We start from the raw sequence: 17909 nt of genomic DNA, 5'->3' as shown, positions 1-17909 counted from the left end.
TTCGCACCAGGGAGAACCACGGGTGGGCAGCGTTTATTCCTGTATTCGTGGCGTGAAAAAAACATCGCCGGCGCGGGGAATAAATGTCCCCGCCGCCGTGTTTGCCGTCCGATAGCAGCAATCAAGACCGCGCATCATCATGACCTCGACTCACCGCCCCTCCGGCGCTCCGCCCTCCGAAGACGACATCCAGGCCTATGCGGACGGCACGCTGACGCCCGAGCGCGCCGCGTCGCTGCGCGACTATCTCGTCAAGCATCCGGCGGAAGCACGGCGTGTCGCCTTTTACGACCGCTTGAACGCACAGATCCAGGCCACGTTTCAGACCGCCGAGGAGCCCGCGCCTGGGCGCCTCGGCGGATCGCGTCCGCTGCGCATGCGCCCGCAACCGGGTGGTCGCGCACGCCGAACACTTGTCGCGCTCGTCGCGCTCGCGCTGATGCTGAGCGCCATCAGCGGTTGGCTCCTGGCGACTCAGGTGTCGGCACGAGCGCTCGATAATGCCGCCGTGATGGCGCTCGCCGAAGCCACCGCACGGCCCTTTTCCTCGGCATCGCCGACGCGCGTCGATCCAGCCGCGCCGGATCTCGGCGCGATCGGCCTGCGCCTCGTCGAGCAACGCGTGCTGCGGCTCGGGCCATTGCAGCGCGCGGACGAACTCGTCTATCTGAACGGCGATCAGCAACCGGTGGTCGTGCTGTCGGCCGCGGCACCGTTTGCGCGGGAAGAGCCGCAGTGGGCCGCGCGCCGCATCGGCGAGCTGCGGCTGTTGACGTGGACCGCGCAGCGGCAGCGTTTCGTCGTCGCGGGCAATGCGCGCACCCACGGCCTGATGCGCGCCGCCGACGTGATGAGCGCGCGCTGACGCCGGTGGGCGCGGCCCTCGCGGAATAAAATGCGCTGACAGGTGTTTGCAGTTCGAACGCATCGTGCGACGGAAGCCTCCGCGACCGGCCCGGCGCGTATCGATACCGACGCGAGTGAAGCCGATGCCACCCCCACGCCCCTTGACCGGGATCAACCATGGATGTCCGTGACGAGCTGATCGAGCACGTGCCGCGTCTGCGGCGCTATGCGCGGGCGCTGATCAACAATCGGGAGCTCGCCGACGACCTCGTGCAGGACACGCTCGAGCGCGCGCTCGGCCGCACCCGTCTGTTCCAGCCGGGCACCGATCTGCGCGCGTGGCTGTTCACGATCATGCACAACGTCTTCGCGAATCAGGCGCGCAAGGCGTCGGCGCGCGCGGTCCACGTCGCGGTCGACGACGACAGCATCGCCGAAAGCGAGCTCGCGGTGCCGTCGGGCCAGACGCGTTCGCTCGAAATGCGCGACCTCGACTACGCGTTGCAGCGGCTGCCGGTCGAACAGCGCGAGGTGGTGCTGCTGGTCGGTCTCGAGGAGATGAGCTATGCCGATGTCGCGCTCGCGCTGAACGTTCCGATTGGCACGGTGATGTCGCGGCTCTCGCGCGGACGCGAACGGCTGCGGGCTTTGATGGCGGGCGCCCAGCCCGGTGCGAAATTACAGGTGGTGCGATGAGCGAGCCGCAAATGCCGATCGGCGAAGAAGACTTGCACGCGTACGTGGACGGCACGCTGTCCGGCGAGCGGCGCGACGAGGTGGAGCGCGCGCTCGAACAGAATCCGGAGCTGGCCGCGCGCGTCAGCGATTACTTTTCGCTCAATGGTCTGCTTCACGAGCGCTACGACCGCGTGCTCAGCGAGCCCGTGCCGAAGCGTCTGCAGACCGGTGTGCCGCGCCGCGCGCGAGCGGCCGCGAACTGGCCGCGTTTTGCCGCGCAGTTCGCGGGCATGGCCGCGGCGCTCGTGCTCGGCGTGGGCATCGGCATGCACAGGAACGATCTGATTCCACCGGTTGCGATCGATCGAACCGACCCTGGGGCCGAAACGCAAGCCGGAAATCGTCCGGTCAGCGCGGACAGCGCCGAGGGCTTCGCGCGCCAGGCGGCGCTCGCGCACGTCGTCTACATGCCGGCGATCGACCGGCCGGGCGACATGAGCGCCGATCGCGAGCAGGACTTCGTGCAATGGCTCGCGAACCGGCTCGGCACCGAGGTCCATCCGCCGATGCTGTCGAAGAGCGGATTCATGCTGTCGGGCGGCCGCCTGCTGCCCGGCGACGACGGTCCGACCGCGCAGTTCATGTATCGCGGACCGAACGGCGAGCGCGTCACGCTGTGCATCTCGCATCGTCGCGAGAACGCGAATACGACCGCGTTCAAGCTGTATCAGGCGGGGCCCGTCAACGTGTTCTATTGGGTCGACGGCGATTTTGGCTATGCGGTGTCGGGTGGGATCGATCGCAAGGAGCTGCTGCAGCTCGCGCATGATGTCTATGCGCAGTTGACGGGGGCCGCGCCCGGTTGAAGCGGATGGGTTCCGCGCCGCGCGGTTCGCGCATCAACGTCATGTCTTCTCCTGCCCCGACATGGCCGTGTCATCGCGCGCGGCGCCGCGCAGTTCACGCGGCGTTGCACCGAGCAAACGCGACATCCAGTGCGCCATATGGCTCTGATGCGTAAAGCCCGTTTCGAGCGCGATCTGGCTTGCACTGAGGCGTCCCTGCAGCAGCAGCGTTCGCGCGCGCTCGACCCTGCGCTGTACCACGTACTGATGCACGGGCACACCGAGCGTGTCGCGAAACAGCGCCTTGAAATGCGGCACGCTCAGTTGCGCCTGCGCGGCGAGCTCGTCGAGCGTCAGACGCTGATCGAGATGCGCGTCGATAAACTCGATCACACGTGCGGCCGTGCGCGGCGCGAGCGTACGCCGCCGGTTGCCCGGCATGGGTTCGACGCCGATCAGACGCACCAGCATCGCCGTACACAGACTTTCGGCGTAGAGCGGATCGGACGCATCGTCCGCTTCGAGCTCCGCGCGCAGCGCCCAGGCGAGATGCTGAAAGCGCGGATCGCGCATCTGGAAGCGCGGGCGCAGCTGCGCGTCGGCCGAGTTCAACGCGAGTTGCTCGACCGTCCGTCGCGCGAAGTCCTCTGCAAACCAGACGCTGAAAATCGTGCAGGCGGCGTCATCGTTCCACTGACCTTCGAGCCCCGCGGGGATCACGTCGGCGTCGCCGTGCGCCTGAATCCGCGTGTGGCGGCGCGCATCGCACAGACAGCGCGCAGTCACCGGCGCACCAACGTGCACGCCCACGCGATGATGGCGAAACGCGGGCATCCGATGCAAACCGGCCGACACGTTGACCAGCTCCGCACCGAAGCCTTGCCAGCCAAGCGCCCTGCTCGTGCGCACGGCGATGCGCGAGCCGCTGTGCGGCACAGGCGCGGGAATCGGGGTGACGGCGTTCATCGCTTGTCTCCTGAGTGAGCTGAATGACGGCGAGATGCCTGCATTGTGCGGCGTTTTTGGCAGGTTCGCCGGCGTGACGGAATTTGGTAGCTCGCGAACAGCCAACGCGACTCGCGCGACCTGGGCGACCTGCGCGGCATCGGCGTAAAAAATCATCCAGATCTGCGCAAAGTCATCCAGATCTGAGCGCCTCGCGAGCACCGCGTCCCTACCATCACGTCATAGCGATCCTCAAAAGGAGCACAACGTGTTCGTCATTTTCGGAGCGACCGGTCACGTGGGACACGCGAGCGCAACCGCCTTGCGTCGCGCGGGCCACCCGGTACGCGCGGTGGTGCGCGACGCAACGCAAGCCGAAGCGCTCGCGGCAATCGGCTGCGAGCTCGCGATCGCCGACCTGAACGACCCACAGCTGGTCGCGCGCGCGATCGACGGCGCGCAGGCAGTGCAATGGCTCTGTCCGGTGCCGCGAGCGCATGACGATCCCGCGGCCGCCATGCGGCGCATCATCGACGCGGGCGTCGCGGCTTTGCGCATCAGCGCGCCACCGCGGCTCCTCGCGCTGTCCGACTACGGCGCCGAGCACGCGGATGGCACCGGCATCACGACGCTGTTCCACTACCTCGAAACGCGGTTGCGCACCGTCGCGTCGTCGCTGATCTTGTTGCGCGCCGCCGAGCACATGCAGAACTGGGCACGCGTGCTGCCGGTCGCGCTCGGCCGGGGCGCGCTGCCGAGTCTGCATGATCCGCTCGACAAGCTGTTTCCGACCGTCGCGGCGCAGGACGTCGGCGAGCTTGCCGCGCAGTTGCTGCTCGATGAAGGGCCTTCGCGCGCGACGCCACGGGTGGTCAGTATCGAAGGGAAAGAGCGGGTAAGCGCGCTCGACGTCGCGCGTACCTTGGCGGAACTGTCCGGGCGGCCGGTTATCGCCCACCGGGTGCCGCGCGACGAATGGAGTGCCGTGCTGCGCGGCGCCGGGCTCGGCGAGCGGCACGCCCAACTGATCGTCGATCTGTACGACGCGCACAACGCTGGACGCATCGACGTCGAGGCGAATATCAGCGAGCGACGCTTCGGCGCCACCACGTTGCGACAGGTGTTGAGGGCGCTGCTATCGGGCGTGGCCGGTACGGCAGCGGCGGCGCGGTGATCCGCGTGGATGTAGGGCAAGCGGACGGCGTGGCGCGGCGCGAACAGCGTCGAAGGCGTTCAACACTGGAGAGACAGCATGCAGTCCTGCCCGTTGCTTCGCGCATCGATCGACGCCAGATCAACGAAAAACGCAATGCGACGGATGCAGTGCGTAGCGTCAACACCGTCAACGCGCCCGAGCTCACGCGCCGAGCGCTGGCTGCGCATAGCGATAAGGCTATCGAGCTTCATGGGCTGGCGCGCGCTTGCCAACCTGCTCGCCGCGATTCCCGACAGCAATGACGATTTCGGCGTGTTCCAGGTTCTCAGTCGTGAGCCGCGGGCGGGTCAAGCGGCGCTGAAGGTGCCGGCCTGGTGGCAAGCACCGCGCCGCAAGCCGCCACCAACCCGCTTATCGAGCCGGTTTACTCGTTCTCGTCGAAATAGTGAGCCGGGCGAGCTTTCTCGTACCAACCTACGCCAACGCTTACGCCGGACCACTGACTGAGAGGTTGATACCGTCAGCGATACAGTCGGGTCACGGCCTTTTTCAACGCGATCAACCCTGAGCCACGGTTCGAGCTTCTCTGACCACAACGACGACTTTTAAGGTACAACCACGCCACTTGCCTAACTGAGTCGGCCGGCGGGTGGTCTTGAGGTTTGTTCGACGCCTGCCCGTCTCCGCGGACTCACGAGCGCGTGAAGTCGCACGTTGGTTGTATTGGGGGTGAGGTCCAGATTACTACGGTCATCCGGCATCCATCACAATGCACGTTTTGTCCGGGTGAACGCGTTTGGGACGCAGCTAGTATCCAATCGCCGCACATCCTGTGGGACCGCCTTCACGTCAGTTGCGATTTTGCCTGTCGCCATCAGCGCCCTTTTCGCTGAGGGTTTGGTCTACATCTTCTCCTTCACACCGGAACGAATCAGCCACCAGTTCACAGGGTAGCTCGTTACGAAGCCCGCGAGCATGGCGATCTGCATGGCGAACCAGAACTCCGAACTTGTCACGTTCGCGATGCCGCCAAAAACCGGCTTGAACCATAAGAACTGAATGGTCGCCATTGCTCCATACATGCCAATCTGCCACGCGGTTATCGAGGCAATATCCGCTTTGACTGCAGCGATCACGCCCTGTCCAATTGACAGGTCGCGCATCGGCTTGATGGTGAAGTACTGAAAACCGATTCCTAGCAGAAAGGCGATCATGAAGTCTGGGATCCAGACGGCAAAAGTTTTCTCGTTGAATACGCTGTGCCATCCGAACCACACCGCCAACCCTGGAAACGCAAACGCTGACCATTCGACGACAATGTCGCCGAGTGTGCAACCAGCGCCGCAATGACTAGTGCCTTTCATCACGATCACTGTGAACGGTTGCGTTTTATCGCCAGCTTCGGCGGCGAGCACGTTGCGTCCCCATGCATAATAGGCAGCAAGCCAGAGAACTGTGCCGAATAGCGTGGTCAGCGGCCAAACCAGGCTCATGATCCACATCTTCTGCGGATGTCTTACCTCGTCAGTCACAATGATGGCGGCACACACCACGCCTAACACAATCCAGGTGATTGACAGACTATGGAGCCACGCTGGAAAAGTACCGTAAGTCATCGTTGGTCTTGAAAGGCTTTGCACCGATAGCGCACAGAAGAGCAACTGCCGTTCCGGCTCTGCAAGATTGGCTGATGAACAACGGCTCGATTCGGGCAGACGCCCGGTTACGGGTCTCCTGATGACCAAGCGAGATTGCGCGTCAACCGAACGGTCGCGATGCATCGTTAAGCACGTCGTTTGTCGTGGACCGTTTGTCGTGAACACTTGTAACGTCGACCGATGTAGGCTTAACGCATGGGAAACGTGCCGATCCTGGGCAGCTCGGACAATATTTCGCCGCGCGCGAAAAAGACGATCAGAGAGTAGCGACGATGACAGCGCTCTGACCACGTAACGTCAATCAGATAGCCCTCCGCAATTGCCCATCGGGTTTTTCCAATCGTTTCTGTGAAACCGACCTTCTCTGAACCCTGCGTCGCACGACGTGCCCATTGCGGTGCTGCGACGCACATGCCAGCGCGCCGCCCGAAGCTAACGGCTGCACAGCTGTAAGTTGCGCGAGCTTCGCGATGCAAACCTGGACCCTTATCTACCCAGGGACTGCTCTGCAGATAGGCTCCTGTTCGCGGTGATCTCCCGCTCGGCACGTTGCCCGGGCCATCGGTCAGAATCACAAGAAGTGAGTTTGGCCTCGCGTTGGCGCGGCCTCCGAAACGCTCCGACAGATCAAACCAGCAGGTCGAGCGATCGACTCTGCCGTCAGAGGAGCGACCGCGCCACCTGTCTCGACTTTAATCCGGCGTGCGTCTCCGGCCCGCGCTGTGCGAGTGGCGAGAGGTCGCGCCGGTTCAGAACAGTTGGTGCAACAGAAAACACCTTACATCGGCATCCCATCTCAAGTCGCGCCAGCTCATTCCTGTCTTTTCACCGCGCTATTACGCGTATTGCGTTCGATCGCTGTGAGCAGTAGCAGCAAAGTCAGGAAACCTGTCAACGCGAGAAGAATTCCCAGCGACGAACCGAACTGAGCGTTTTTGCCCTCTGCCGCCTGAACGGCGCTTTGGGCCGCATCAATCCGCCCAATCTTGACACGGGCATACTGATCCATGGCCGCTGCAACATACCGCTCGCGGTTGTCCCATTCCCACGTAGCAGCGTGCTGCCCGGCAGCCGCAACGACGTCGGACAGTTCATCCAGGAACTGCTGTCGGTCGGCTTGGGGAATACGCTCGAGCCACGCCTTGAGCAGCGGTTGGCTTGCATTATTCTGGTTCAACAGGGCATTAAGCGGAGCGGGGATAATTAATCCCGCGGCGCCAGCGACATCCGCCATGGCGTTGCCGTACGCGCTGCCGATCTTCAGACCGTCGTTGGCCGCCTCCGAACCCGCTATCGAAGAGAGTACCTCGCTCGCGCTGACGGGCGGATCTGTGATAACAGCTGCCGTCCTCGGAACGCCAAGCGCAAACATTAATGCGATCATCGCCAGGATGGCGCCAACTAGCGCGATCAGACATAGCACGCGCGCCATGCCCAATAGACGCTTTTCGATTCTGTCTGCGATCCCCATATGAACTCCGTCGATGTCTGTTCGACCTACCGTCGCCTTTGCCTCACGGCTTGCGCAGATAACGCTCCGAGAGCGCCTCGTACAGCGGTGGCGCAAAAAAGCGCGAGACGCGACTCGCGATGAGCGCCGTGGCCATCAGCGAGATAACGAGCGCGTGCCCGTTGATCATCTCGATGACGATCACGAACGCCGTGATTGGGCTCTGGGTGACCGCCGCCAGATAGCCGACCATGCCGAGCGCGATGAGCATCGGAAGCTGGATCTGCGAGAACGCCATGTGAACCGTATTGCCGATGCCAGCCCCGATCGCGAGCGACGGGGCGAACAGGCCTCCGGGCGCGCCTGGCAGATACGACCCCACCATCGAGACCATCTTCAGGAGCGGGTATGCCGCGCTGACATGCGCGCTGCCTTCCAGCATGCTCCGCGCTTCGGCATAGCCGCTGCCAAATGTATGGCCATTGGCGCTCACGCCGACGACCGCAATGACCAGGCCGCATAGCGCGCCGAATAGCACAGGCCGCTTCACGCGCAGTTCGAGCAGAACTTCGGGCATCCAGCGCTTCGTGTTGAGCAACAGCCAGCAGAAGCATCCCCCTAGCGCGCCCGCAAGGACACCGATCAGCACTACGGCGAGGCTAATCCATCGGGGCAATCCCGACCCGATATCGATCGTGCCGAAATACACATAGTTTCCCTGAAGCCCAAGTGAAACGACGCCAGCGAAGATGATTGCCGTGATCAGCACGCCGCTCGCGCGCTCCTCGAAGCTGCGCATGAGTTCCTCAATGGCGAACACCACGCCTGCGAGCGGAGCATTGAATGCCGCCGACAAACCGGCGGCCGCACCCGCGAGCGCGAGTCTGCGCTCCAGCACGCCCGGCCGGATCGCCAGAAAACGCCTCGGGTAAAAGCGCCTCAGGCTGAACATCAGGGCGGCGCCAACATGAATGGTCGGACCTTCGCGGCCGATGGTAAAGCCACCGAGCAGGGCCAGGAACGAGACCAGAATCTTTCCAACGAGAATACGCAGTGTAAGCAGCCGTGGCCCGAGTTCGTTCGGCCCGTGCAGCATGGCGATCACCTGGGGGATACCGCTGCCCTCGGAACCGTCAAAGAAGCGCCGTGTAAGCCACACCGTAACGGCGCCGGTTGCGGGCGCCACGATCAGAGGCAGCCAGAACCGGTCAGCCGCATAGCGAAGGAATACCGCGTAGCCGAAATCGATCAGCTTCGCGTAAAGCACCGCGACCAGGCCTACGGCGATCGCCCCCAACCAGAACACGCCATAGTGGAGCCATAACCGGTTGATGCGCTGCAGCTTTCGACGGTCCATCAGCGCGAGAATGCGCACGATCTGTTCCCCTGTTTTTCTTCTAGGTTTTCTCCGGCGACGCCCTCACCGGCTGCATTTCGCGCCAGAAGCGCGACTCAGGCTTTCCGCGGTGACGGAACCTTCATATTGAACGCGATTGCGAGCCAGCACAATACGAGCCCGGAGCACGCGTAAAACACCGCGTTCGCGCCATTGTGTTTTAGAAGCCAGCCGCCAACCACGCCGCCGAGGGCAAGGCCGATCGACTGCGTGGTGTTGTATACGCCCGTGGCCGCACCCTTCCGATCGCCCGGCGCGAGCTTCGAGACGAGCGAGGGCTGCGACGCTTCGAGGATGTTAAAGCCGAGGAAATACACGAACAGGACGGCGGGCACGATAACGAGTGTATGTTCGAGCGAGCCAAGCAATAGCTGGCCAATGAGGATCAGACCGATTGCAGAGACGACCACGGCCTTCATTTTCCCCCGCTTCTCCGCGGCAATGATGGCCGGCACCATCATGACGAACGCAATACCCATGACCGGCAGATAGACCTTCCAGTGCAACGAGACCGGCAGCCCTGCGTCGACGAGCAGGCGAGGCACCACAAGGAACAGCGCCGTTTGCGTGGCGTGCAGTACGAGCACGCCGAAGTTCAGGCGCAGCAGCTCGACGTTGTGGAGCACTTCGGCAAATGGCGCCCGCAAGTGGACGGGCCGGTTCGGCGAATCCGGCACGACCCAGATCACGACGCCCACCGCGAGAATCGAGAGCGCGCCGACCAGCGAGAACAGGCCGCTCATCCCGAGCCAGTGGAACACCAGAGGCGCACCCACGATCGCCACCGCAAAAGAAATGCCGATCGAGGCACCCACCATCGCCATTGCTTTTGTGCGGTGCTGCTCGGCAGTGAGGTCGGCAATAAAAGCGAGCACCGCGGAGGAAACGGCGCCCATTCCCTGGATCACGCGACCGACGATTATCCACACAATATCGTGCGCCCCCGCGGCGACGAAGCTGCCGATCGCAAATATTACGAGACCCGTCGCGATAACTGGCTTGCGGCCAACCTTGTCGGAAACCCAGCCGTAGAAGATATAGAAAAGCGATTGAGTGACGCCGTACGCCCCCAGCGCGATGCCGACCAGCAGGAGATTGTCGCCGCCGGGAATGGTTTTCGCATACACCGAAAACACCGGCATGATCATGAACAGACCGAGCATGCGCAGTGCAAAGATCGCTGCGAGCGACAGCGTCGCTCGCAGTTCGAGCGCACTCATGCGCGAGCGGGAAGTGGCCGATGTGGAAGTTGCGCTCATATCGTGTAAAAAAAAACCCAGCAGTCGCTGGGTGAAGATAGCTGCCGATGCTGCAGTCGGACGTGCTTGACCGGCAAGCTGAGGACACGTCGAAGTCACGCGATTCCGCGCCGCACCCGCTGAAAGCCTGGTGCAATATTATGGCACGACATGACATTTGTCAGAATTTAGACGCGAAAACTTAAACGAAACTTAAAACCCGGCCCATGAGCCCTCGCTCGTGTCGCGCGCGGCACCGCCGCCGGCACGCCGATGGGCACGCGCGATTTACCGCTCGCGCAGATTACGTCGGATCGCAATCATTTCGCTTCGCGACATGTCGAGAATTATTGGTCCGATGCGGCAGGTCGCTAATAAATGATGCGTCGGCGCCGGGTTCGATGCGCGTGGCGACGATGATCCTTTGAACGTCAGGTCGCATCTGCAGACTTATCGCGTCTATCCCCTGGAACGCCCTTGCGCTGACAACGGCATCGGCGCTGTCTCGCGATAACGAAGACATGCGCCGGCACCTCAGCGCTCCAACGGTCTAAATACCCCAGAGAATATCGTCGCCATGGCGATGGGCCTCGCGCATCATGTCGAGCAATGGCCAGGCGCGATGTTCGACGGTCGCGGCCGCACTGTTTGAACTATGGTCGTTCGGCACGTGATGGAGGACGTTGAGGGCTAATTCAGTGCGTGCCTGATCTTCGATAGCGCGTTCAAGCCGCGTTATCACCGTACCCAGTTCGTCGTGGCTGATGACGCCACGAGTGGCGACTTGCTTACCAATGGCTGCGAGGAGATATTCCGCGAGGTTCCGCAGCATGACGACGTCCGGAGTTGAACGGCACTTGAACGTAACAAGCATACAGACCTCTCCGCGAAGGACAACTGTGCCGTTGCGACGGCCGCCGAAACGGCCGCCTGATGCAATCGACGCTTATAACCAGCAACGAGGCTTGCGCTAATCTCGATATCCAAAGTGTAGGCCAATGTGTCACATTGTGCTATATAAAGATCAGATGCGCGGACCATACACTACCGGCGCGCAGGCAGGTCGACATGAATCTGACTCGCGGGCAGCGCTCATTGGCTGCGCACGACGTTCGTTGTGTTGTGGCATAAGCGGAGGCAATAAATGCCATGATCGACTGCTCTTTGGGGGCGTGATGACCCTCCAGAATAAGCTAAGGCTAAATTGTCCCTCTGTACCGCCAGGGACGCTTTGGCATCGCGGACAGATTCATCGTGCGCTCGCGGACGAGGCGGGATGCTCGGCAGGCTTCGAAGCCATTTGTGCGGTTTGTGCGTGCTGAGGAATGGCGTCCAGGTCGACCCAGTCATACCGCACGCTCGCCACCGCCTGCCGGAGGGCGTCATTTGCTTGATAGTACTGGTGATGAGAGATCAGCCTCGCAGCGTCATTGACGTCCGCGATCACCAGTTTTAGCGGAACGAGTTCCATGGTGTAGGCAACGTTAATATTCGCGACCTTCAGGGCGTTGAGCGCCTGATCCCGCTGACCTTGCTTGATGTGCTCATTCGCGGATGCCACCGCTTTGGATTTCTCGGAAGACTGGGCGAGATTGTCGGTGATAGTTACGTCAGCGCCAACTGGAAGCCACGTCAGCTCCTGCGAAGCGCGAGCGACGTCCGCTTGGACATGCGGCGCGCTGGAAGCCGTGGGTGGAAGTTTCAAGTCTTTTTCAGCCTTGGTAAAAGCAGTATTGTCAGCCTGCGCTTCCTGCAGTGATTTCTGGGCGGCTTTTACAAGCGTGGCGGCCTCCGAACCGTTACCGTTGAAGATTGCGAGCCGCGCAAGTTCGATCTGCTGGAAGGCCTCGTTTCCTTTCCCCGAGACTTTGCCCATGTCCGACGCGACGGCCCGCGGGGACTCGGCGGCCTGCACGGTCGCACCACAATAGGCGGCGGAGAGCAACGCGCACATGACAGCGATAACCTGATGCCTTTTCATGGTTCATTCTCCTTAGCGAGTGTCCAGTTCCAGACGTCGCATGCGGCTTTGCGCGCTCACATCGGCGGCGCATATGGCATGCGAGACTTTCACAGGGCTTGAACTTCGAACAGTTGACGCTTTAAAGCTAGGCCGTGGTGCTTAAAGGACGCTTAAGAAGGAGCCATCCGAACGCAAGGCGGCAGCACTGGGTAGTGCGAAGAACCGGACCTCGCCAGTTAGCGTTCGCATGATGTGGTAGCAGCGCGAAGGGACCACTGCCGCTTCTGATGCGCAATGACGTCAGGTTCATCGCACATACTCGTGATCATCGGCGTTAGAGGGCGCTCATTCTGCCCTTCGCTTCCGGTTAGACAAGTCTTGCTCGATCGCCGCTCATTTCATAAGCGCGACTCCCTGACCAGATCTCACCGTTGGAAGTCTGGCTTGCAGTTCAGGCGGGTACTCGGGTAGTCCCTTCAAGCGCCCCGCTAACGGATAGAGCTTCCGTTGACTCCTCCCTCGCTGAACGATGGCGTTGCCAGTCAACTCGTCGCGTCCATTCGCTCCATCATTGCTCGCGTCTGCTCGACGCCCAACGCGCAGCGCATTGCGAGCCTCATTACGATCACGCTCCAGAGCGCCACTAGAAGAATGTCCCAACCGAATCCGATCACACCGAGTCCGCCACCGACGCCGCCGAGCCACGACAATAACCAGATGCCCCCAAACCACGGCAACAGCCACGCAATGTTGTTCCAGCCGAAGTCTTTCGCAGCTTTGCGCAAGACGATGTGGTAGTACGCCGCGTAGAGTACGAAACCGATCGCCACCAGCGCAAACAGAAAGGTGTTCGTTGCAAAGCCAGTCCAATATATTACGAGGTTGCTGCAGATAAATGCGACTGGCGCCAGCACGGGCGCGGCCCACATGCGAAATGGACGATGCAGTTCCGGAAGGTTACGGCGCAACACCAGCAACGCGACCGGACCAAGACCATATGTCAGCACCGTAACCGAAGTAATGTAGTCGACCATCTTCTGCCATGCAGGAAACGGCAGCAGGAAAATGGTGCCAACCACCCACATCACGAGAACCGCCAGCCATGGCACCTTGTTGCGGTTCAGCTTTGTCAGCACGCGGGGACCTGCCTCCATTTCGCCCGTAGCAAAGAGGACGCGCGATCCGCCGGTTACATACATCAGCCCCGTGCCTCCAGGCGATATATAGGCGTCGATATAGAGAAGCGTCGCCATCCAGCCGAGCCCGAGCGTCGCGGCAAGTCCAGCGAACGGTCCCATTTCCCCCTTGAAGCTGAGGTGTGCCCATCCGTGCGCGAGATCGACCGGCGACAGCGCCCAGATAAAGGCCACTTGCAACATGATGTAAACCACTGCAGCGAGCACGACCGAGCCAATCACGGCTAGCGGAATGTCGCGATGTGGATTGGCCGTTTCGCCGCCGAGGTCGATCGCAGTACGGAAGCCCAAATAGCTGAAAACGATACCTGCTGCGGGAAGTGCCGTGAACATGCCGGAGAGCTTGTAGGTGTCAGGCGCCGCACGCACGACATCCCAGTGGGTGCTCGCTGCCATCAAGCCAACGATGGTCAGTATCGGCACCAGAATTTTCCACCACGTAATGGTTGAATTGACGTTGAGCAGCCATCTGATCACCATCAGATTCAGCAGCGCGGTTATTCCGAGCAAACCGGCGCACACGAAGAAGCCCGCCAAACTCAGCACGCCGGCGGAGCCAGGACGGATCAGCCATGGCAGATAGTTGCTTGCATAAGTGACGATTGCTTCGGCTTCGACTGCAGGCACCGGGACATAGGCGAGGAAGAGCAGCCAGCACCACAACCTTCCAAGTCCGTCGCCATGGCTCGCGTGGCTCATATGAACCAGCGCCCCACTACGAGGAAAAACGGCGGCAAGCTCCGCGAAACATAGCGCAATCAGCATGATGATGACAGCGCCAAGCGCCCAACTGCCTATGCTCAACGGACCGGCTATTCTCGATGCATGGTAGGCGCCGAACAGCCACCCTGAACCAATCATGCTAGTGGTGCTTGCGAACAGCAACCCCACTATCCCAGCATCGCGACGCAGTTTGCCCGATAGCGTCAGGTCGGAAATCGTGCTCATTTCTGGTCTCCTTGCGCCTGCCCCGAAGTTCGGCTTTGAACCGGCGTTGCGCGAAAGAGGCGGTGCGCATCCGCGCACCGTCATACATGAACGGCTCACCCTGAACGCTTCGACCGCAAAGACGGCGATAAAATTCCCGCCGTGAACCGAAGCAACAATTAAAGGGCTTGGAAATGCCTGTGCGCCTCGACGAGCGTTAGTTCACACTGTGCCATTTCAAATTCGTGGCATGGCTTCATGCGATTCAAGCATCGTCGAGCATGCGCCAATCGCTCGCACTGGCCCCGGCCAGAGTACGCACACGAGCTTCGTCGCGCGCAAGTTCTCGCGCGGATCCGGAAAAAACGACCCGACCATCGTCCAGCACGCAAGCCGCGTCGGCAATCTCGACAGCCGCTCGAACGTTCTGCTCAACCAGAAGCACCGACATGCCTTCGGCGCGCATTCTGACGATCACATCAAACACTTCCTGCACCATCAGCGGTGCGAGACCTTGAGACGGCTCATCGAGAAGCAGTACGCGTGGGTTGAGCAGCAGGCCGCGTGCGATCGCGAGCATTTCCTGCTCCCCTCCGGAGAGTTGCCGGCCCTTGCTGTTCCGACGCTCGCGTAACCGGGGAAAAAGCTCAAACACCCGCGCGATAGTCCAAGGACCGGTGCGCCCGTTGGGCACAAGCAGATTTTCTTCCACGCTGAGACCCGCGAATATGCGCCTACCCTCCGGCACATATCCGACACCGAGCGCCGCGACCCGGTCTGGCGGCCAGCCGGTCGTTTCGCGGCCTAGAATGTTCACCCTTCCCGCGCGTGGCCGGGTCAATCCCATCAGGCTTCGCATGGTTGTCGTCTTGCCGGCGCCGTTGCGCCCTACCAGGGCGACAATCTGGCCGTCGTCAACGTCCACCGATACGCCATGCAGAATGTGGCTCTTGCCGTACCAGGTCTGCAGTCCCTCGGCAACCAGGGCACTCATTTTGCTGTTCCCAGATAGGCTGCTTGCACGGCTTGATTGCCGGAGATTTCTTCGGGCGTTCCTTCTGCCAGAATCCTGCCTTCGGCGAGCACCATGATGCGCTGTGCCAGCTGGAAGATGACGCGCATGTCGTGCTCGATCAGAATCATCGTCAGCGATCGATCGCGGTGCAGGCGTCGTATCAGTTGCGTCACGTCGTAGGTTTCCTGATCTCCCATCCCCGCGGTCGGTTCGTCGAGGAGCAGGAGCCTGGGTTCGAGTGCGAGCGACATGATGATTTCCGTGGCTCGCTGGTCGCCAAGCGACAGTTCACCCACCAACCGGCGCGCACGCTGCTCGAGTCCGCCGAGCACGAGCAATTCTTCCAGCCGCTGGTTGACGGTCGCGCGCGCCGCCCTCGATAGCCACGGCGAGAGCCTGTGCCCGGCCCGAAGTTCGACCGGAATCCGCAGATTATCGCGAACGGACAACTCAGGAAAAACTTCCGTAATCTGGAAAGTCCGCGCCATTCCCATGGCAACGCGGCGATGAGGCGCAAGCCGGGTCACGTCGCGTCCGTCGAACACGATACGCCCCGACGTAGGCGGAAAGAACCCACTGATCAGATTGAAGAACGTCGTCTTTCCTGCACCGTTAGGTCCAATTACCGCGCGAAGCTCACCGGCTTCCACAGTCAGGCAAACATCGCTAACCGCGCGAAGATTGCCGAACCGGTGAGATACGTGATCGACTACGAGCAGGCTCATGAACGCCCCCCGCCCGTCCGGATGCCCAGCACGCCACGGGGAAAGAACAGAACGACGAGGATGAACAGCAGGCCGATAAACGACATCCAGTTCTCAGTCCGTGTGGAGATGTAATCCTGAACCAGCACGAAGACGGCCGCGCCGATCAGCGGTCCCCACAACGAGCGCATTCCCCCCAGCACGGCCATGATCACAAAATCGCCTGACTGGTCCCACCGCAGATCATGCGGATCGGCGAAGTTGTTGAGCAGCGCGTACAAGGTACCGGCAAAACTCACGAAAAAGCAGGAGATCACGAACGACAGCCAGATATGCTGCTCCACCGGCAGCCCCAGGAAGCGCGCCCGTTTTTCGTTCTCGCGTATCGCCAGAAGCGTACGGCCAAACGGAGAGCGCAACAGCGCAGTCATGACGCCAACCGACACGGCAAAGCAAAGCAGAACGAAATAGTAAAACACGGTGCTGTTGCCAAGAATGTCGATTCTCTGCTGGCCAAAGTGGAGAGGCATGCGATGCCATCCGGAGAGTCCATCGTCGCCGCCAGTCACGGCGTTCCAGCGAAAGGCGACGAAGTAGAACACCTGGCCGAATGCGATCGTCGCCATCGCGAAATACACGCCCCGAAGCCTGGCAATCAGCGCGCCGATGAGCGCCGCCGCCAGCGTGCCGGCCGCGACCCCAATGACGATACCAAGCGGCGTATTCGGCACCAGATAACGGATCGTCATACCAACGCCATACGCGCCGAGACCAAAATATGCCGCGTGACCGAACGACAACACGCCAGTAAAACCGAGTAGAAAATTGAGCGCCATCGCCGCCAATGCCATCACTACTACGCGTGTACCAAGTGCCGTATAGCCGCCGAGCCAGGTGATCCAGTACGGCATGGCTGCGAGCGCCAGCCAGACCGCCGCATCCCCCGCGAGTTGCAGTGATGATCTCACTGGACCCTCCCTTCCTCACCCAGCAGTCCGCGCGGACGTACGAGCAGCACTAGACCCATCAGGACGTAAATCACCGCTTCGGTCGCGGACGGGAAAAAGACAGAAGTCAGGCCAGAAGCGACGCCAATGAGAATGCCGCCGAGCAGCGTACCCGGCAGGCTGCCCAGTCCCCCGACGATGATCGCAACGAAACTCGGCATGATGAGCGAATCCCCGATTGTCGGTTGCAGTCCGAGCATGCCGGCTGCCAGTACGCCAGCCAGCCCCGCGAGAAAGATGCCGAGGCCGAAATTCATGCTGCGAAGCCACCGTACATTCACGCCCAGTGTCGCGACCGTTTCGAGGTCTCCGACACCAGCGCGGATACGAATGCCGGATCGAGTGAACTTCAGGAACATGAAGAGCGCCGCCACGACGATCACAACCAGAACGACCATGAACACACGATAGCCCGTTAGAAAGAAGAACGAGGACGTCAATGGCTGGTTCAGCGCGTCCGGAATCTGGTATGGCAATGTCTGAGGCCCCCAGATATAGCGGCTACCGTCCTGCAGCAGAAACGCGAGCCCGAACGTGAGCAGCAGACTGTATAGGGGATCTCTTCCATACAGCCGGCGAATCAGTACCCGCTCGATCAGCAGTCCGAGAGCAGCCGTCAGCAAGGGTGCAATAACAAGCGCCGCCCAAAAGCCGACATACGGCATGATCGTGTAGGCGAGGTAAGCGCCGATTGCCAGGAATCCGCCGTGCGCGAAGTTGATGACACCGCTCAGATTCAGGATCAGCGACAGGCCAAGCGCCATCAGCGCGTAAAACGCGCCAATGACGATACCGTTGAAAACGTTGAACAGGATCAGTTGCGTCATACCGTTACCTGTGCTGCCGACGTCCGCTTCCGATGTCCCGGCTCATCGGTCGCGCGGC

The 17909-nt window shown here is 61.4% G+C and carries 17 protein-coding genes; 5 read left to right on the top strand and 12 right to left on the bottom strand.

Annotated elements, in window-relative coordinates; translation table 11 throughout:
• Positions 1 to 139 precede the first annotated feature (139 nt).
• The 3 genes from OKW40_RS37045 (at position 140) to OKW40_RS37035 (ending at position 2390) form a co-directional block, all read left to right on the top strand.
• Positions 140 to 865, top strand: coding sequence for an anti-sigma factor family protein (locus tag OKW40_RS37045; protein ID WP_429493829.1), 726 nt, complete (start codon positions 140 to 142; stop codon positions 863 to 865).
• Between the two features lie 158 nt (positions 866 to 1023).
• Complete coding sequence (locus tag OKW40_RS37040; protein WP_018421072.1) at positions 1024 to 1542, top strand: sigma-70 family RNA polymerase sigma factor; 519 nt, start codon at positions 1024 to 1026, stop codon at positions 1540 to 1542.
• Entirely contained in the window at positions 1539 to 2390 is an 852-nt protein-coding gene (locus OKW40_RS37035; protein WP_090805934.1) for an anti-sigma factor family protein, read from the top strand. The genes OKW40_RS37040 and OKW40_RS37035 overlap by 4 nt, the downstream gene beginning before the upstream one ends.
• A gap of 39 nt (positions 2391 to 2429) precedes the next feature.
• Here the strand turns inward: OKW40_RS37035 and OKW40_RS37030 are convergent, their stop codons facing one another.
• A complete protein-coding gene (locus OKW40_RS37030; RefSeq protein WP_429493828.1) occupies positions 2430 to 3335 on the bottom strand; it encodes a helix-turn-helix domain-containing protein in 906 nt (301 codons plus the stop codon).
• A gap of 247 nt (positions 3336 to 3582) precedes the next feature.
• Here OKW40_RS37030 and OKW40_RS37025 point away from each other — a divergent pair, with 247 nt between their 5' ends.
• Together OKW40_RS37025 and OKW40_RS37020 are read left to right on the top strand one after the other, a co-directional pair.
• A complete protein-coding gene (locus tag OKW40_RS37025) occupies positions 3583 to 4488 on the top strand; it encodes an NmrA family NAD(P)-binding protein (protein ID WP_429493827.1) in 906 nt (301 codons plus the stop codon).
• A gap of 78 nt (positions 4489 to 4566) precedes the next feature.
• Positions 4567 to 4977: a hypothetical protein gene (locus OKW40_RS37020; protein WP_429493826.1), complete on the top strand. Its 411-nt coding sequence runs from the start codon at positions 4567 to 4569 to the stop codon at positions 4975 to 4977.
• A 395-nt stretch (positions 4978 to 5372) separates the two neighbouring features.
• Here the strand turns inward: OKW40_RS37020 and OKW40_RS37015 are convergent, their stop codons facing one another.
• The 11 genes from OKW40_RS37015 to OKW40_RS36965 form a co-directional block, all read right to left on the bottom strand.
• Positions 5373 to 6251, bottom strand: coding sequence for a DUF4396 domain-containing protein (locus OKW40_RS37015; protein ID WP_429403194.1), 879 nt, complete (start codon positions 6249 to 6251; stop codon positions 5373 to 5375).
• A gap of 688 nt (positions 6252 to 6939) precedes the next feature.
• Positions 6940 to 7599 (bottom strand): hypothetical protein, encoded by a 660-nt coding sequence (locus tag OKW40_RS37010; RefSeq protein ID WP_429493825.1) that lies wholly within the window; start codon positions 7597 to 7599, stop codon positions 6940 to 6942.
• A 43-nt stretch (positions 7600 to 7642) separates the two neighbouring features.
• Positions 7643 to 8935 carry a chloride channel protein gene (locus tag OKW40_RS37005; protein ID WP_184050100.1) on the bottom strand — a complete coding sequence of 431 codons (1293 nt, stop codon included), beginning with the start codon at positions 8933 to 8935 and terminating at the stop codon, positions 7643 to 7645.
• A gap of 95 nt (positions 8936 to 9030) precedes the next feature.
• Positions 9031 to 10194, bottom strand: coding sequence for an MFS transporter (locus OKW40_RS37000; RefSeq protein WP_429353827.1), 1164 nt, complete (start codon positions 10192 to 10194; stop codon positions 9031 to 9033).
• 568 nt (positions 10195 to 10762) lie between these two features.
• Complete coding sequence (locus OKW40_RS36995) at positions 10763 to 11086, bottom strand: DUF1840 domain-containing protein (RefSeq protein WP_090805945.1); 324 nt, start codon at positions 11084 to 11086, stop codon at positions 10763 to 10765.
• Positions 11087 to 11461: 375 nt separating this feature from the next.
• Complete coding sequence (locus OKW40_RS36990) at positions 11462 to 12193, bottom strand: YfdX family protein (protein ID WP_429493824.1); 732 nt, start codon at positions 12191 to 12193, stop codon at positions 11462 to 11464.
• 524 nt (positions 12194 to 12717) lie between these two features.
• A complete protein-coding gene (locus OKW40_RS36985; RefSeq protein WP_187610277.1) occupies positions 12718 to 14319 on the bottom strand; it encodes an APC family permease in 1602 nt (533 codons plus the stop codon).
• A gap of 244 nt (positions 14320 to 14563) precedes the next feature.
• Entirely contained in the window at positions 14564 to 15292 is a 729-nt protein-coding gene (locus OKW40_RS36980) for an ABC transporter ATP-binding protein (protein ID WP_184049842.1), read from the bottom strand.
• Positions 15289 to 16038, bottom strand: coding sequence for an ABC transporter ATP-binding protein (locus OKW40_RS36975; protein ID WP_429353830.1), 750 nt, complete (start codon positions 16036 to 16038; stop codon positions 15289 to 15291). Before OKW40_RS36975 ends, OKW40_RS36980 begins: the two co-directional genes overlap by 4 nt.
• Positions 16035 to 16928, bottom strand: coding sequence for a branched-chain amino acid ABC transporter permease (locus tag OKW40_RS36970; protein WP_260321477.1), 894 nt, complete (start codon positions 16926 to 16928; stop codon positions 16035 to 16037). Before OKW40_RS36970 ends, OKW40_RS36975 begins: the two co-directional genes overlap by 4 nt.
• Before the next feature lie 53 nt (positions 16929 to 16981).
• On the bottom strand, positions 16982 to 17851 hold the full coding sequence (locus OKW40_RS36965; RefSeq protein WP_429353831.1) for a branched-chain amino acid ABC transporter permease: 870 nt from the start codon (positions 17849 to 17851) through the stop codon (positions 16982 to 16984).
• Between the last annotated feature and the right edge of the window lie 58 nt (positions 17852 to 17909).

This window comes from Paraburkholderia sp. RAU6.4a (assembly GCF_050435625.1).
In the GTDB taxonomy this organism is placed as follows: Bacteria; Pseudomonadota; Gammaproteobacteria; order Burkholderiales; family Burkholderiaceae; genus Paraburkholderia; species Paraburkholderia tuberum.
This window is presented reverse-complemented; position numbering and strand designations above follow the sequence as displayed.